General features: G+C 64.9%; 1 protein-coding gene. It reads left to right on the top strand.

Annotated elements, in window-relative coordinates:
• Window positions 1-234: 234 nt before the first annotated feature.
• A partial coding sequence (recQ, locus tag RT460_RS15780; protein ID WP_313320105.1) for a DNA helicase RecQ occupies window positions 235-1,671 on the top strand: 1,437 nt, incomplete at its 3' end.

Here is a 1,671-nt window from a genome sequence, read left to right as displayed (position 1 = left end):
CTTGATCTTCCTGTCCTTGCCGAATTCCCGCCTTCGGCGCGCCGCCTTGACTCAAAGAGCTTTCCTCGCTCTTCGGTAGTGCCGAGCCATGCTCGGCAGGGCTTGCCCCATGACGTTTCGGCCATGGGCAATCGTCTTCCCGCAAACCTGAAGCCGCGCCGGCTTCGCGGCTTACGCCGCTCCCACGCGTGTACTGATCGCTCCCGGGTGGTTGTCAGCAGGTAAACTACGCCGATGCCCCAGAGTCCCGCGCAAGAACTGCTTTCCAGCGTTTTCGGTTACGACAGTTTCCGCGGCGACCAGCAGGCCATCGTCGAGCACGTTGCCAGCGGTAACGATGCGCTGGTGCTGATGCCCACCGGTGGCGGCAAATCCCTGTGCTACCAGATCCCGGCGCTGATGCGTGATGGCTGCGGCATTGTCATCTCGCCGTTGATCGCCTTGATGCAGGACCAGGTGGAGGCCTTGCGCCAGGTGGGCGTGCGCGCCGAATTCCTCAATTCCACCCTGGATGCGGAAACCGCTGCCCGGGTCGAGCGCGAATTGCTGACCGGCGAGCTGGAAATGCTGTACGTGGCCCCCGAGCGCCTGCTGACAGGCCGCTTCCTGTCGCTGCTGGAACGCGCCCAGGTCGCCTTGTTCGCCATCGACGAAGCTCACTGCGTGTCGCAATGGGGCCACGATTTCCGCCCCGAATACCGGCAACTGACGGTGCTGCACGAGCGCTGGCCGCAGGTGCCGCGCATCGCCCTGACCGCCACCGCCGACCCGCCAACCCAGCGCGAGATCGCCGAGCGCCTGGACCTGTCGCAGGCTCGCCACTTCGTCAGCTCCTTCGACCGCCCCAACATCCGCTACACCGTGGTGCAGAAGGACAACGCCAAGCGCCAGCTGCTGGGGTTCCTGAAGGGCCACCGTGACGAGGCCGGCATCGTCTACTGCATGTCCCGGCGCAAGGTCGAGGAAACCGCGCAGTTCCTCTGCGAAGAAGGCCTGCGCGCCCTGCCCTACCACGCAGGCATGCCGGCCGACGTACGTGCAGCCAACCAACGCCGTTTCCTGCATGAGGACGGCATTGTCATGTGCGCCACCATCGCCTTCGGCATGGGCATCGACAAGCCGGATGTGCGTTTTGTCGCGCACACCGACCTGCCCAAGTCGATGGAAGGCTACTACCAGGAAACCGGCCGCGCCGGTCGCGACGGCGAACCCGCCGAAGCCTGGCTGTGCTACGGCCTCGGCGACGTGGTCCTGCTCAAGCAGATGATCGAGCAGTCCGAAGCCGGTGAAGAACGCAAGCAGCTGGAGCGCTCGAAACTCGATCATCTGCTGGGCTATTGCGAATCCATGCAATGCCGGCGCCAGGTGCTGTTGGCGGGCTTTGGCGAGACCTACCCCACCGCCTGTGGCAACTGCGACAACTGCCTCACCCCGCCTGCTGCCTGGGATGCCACCGTTCCCGCCCAGAAAGCGCTTAGCTGCGTCTACCGCAGCGGCCAGCGCTTCGGCGTTGGCCACCTGATCGACATCCTGCGCGGCAGTGACAGCGAGCGCATGCATCAGTTCAAGCATGACCAGCTCAGTACCTACGGCATCGGCAAGGACCTGGATGCGCGCACCTGGCGCAGCGTGTTCCGCCAGCTGGTGGCCGCCAGCCTGCTGGAAGTGGAC

Source organism: Stenotrophomonas sp. (assembly GCF_032061965.1).
Taxonomy (GTDB): domain Bacteria; phylum Pseudomonadota; class Gammaproteobacteria; order Xanthomonadales; family Xanthomonadaceae; genus Stenotrophomonas.
This window is presented reverse-complemented; position numbering and strand designations above follow the sequence as displayed.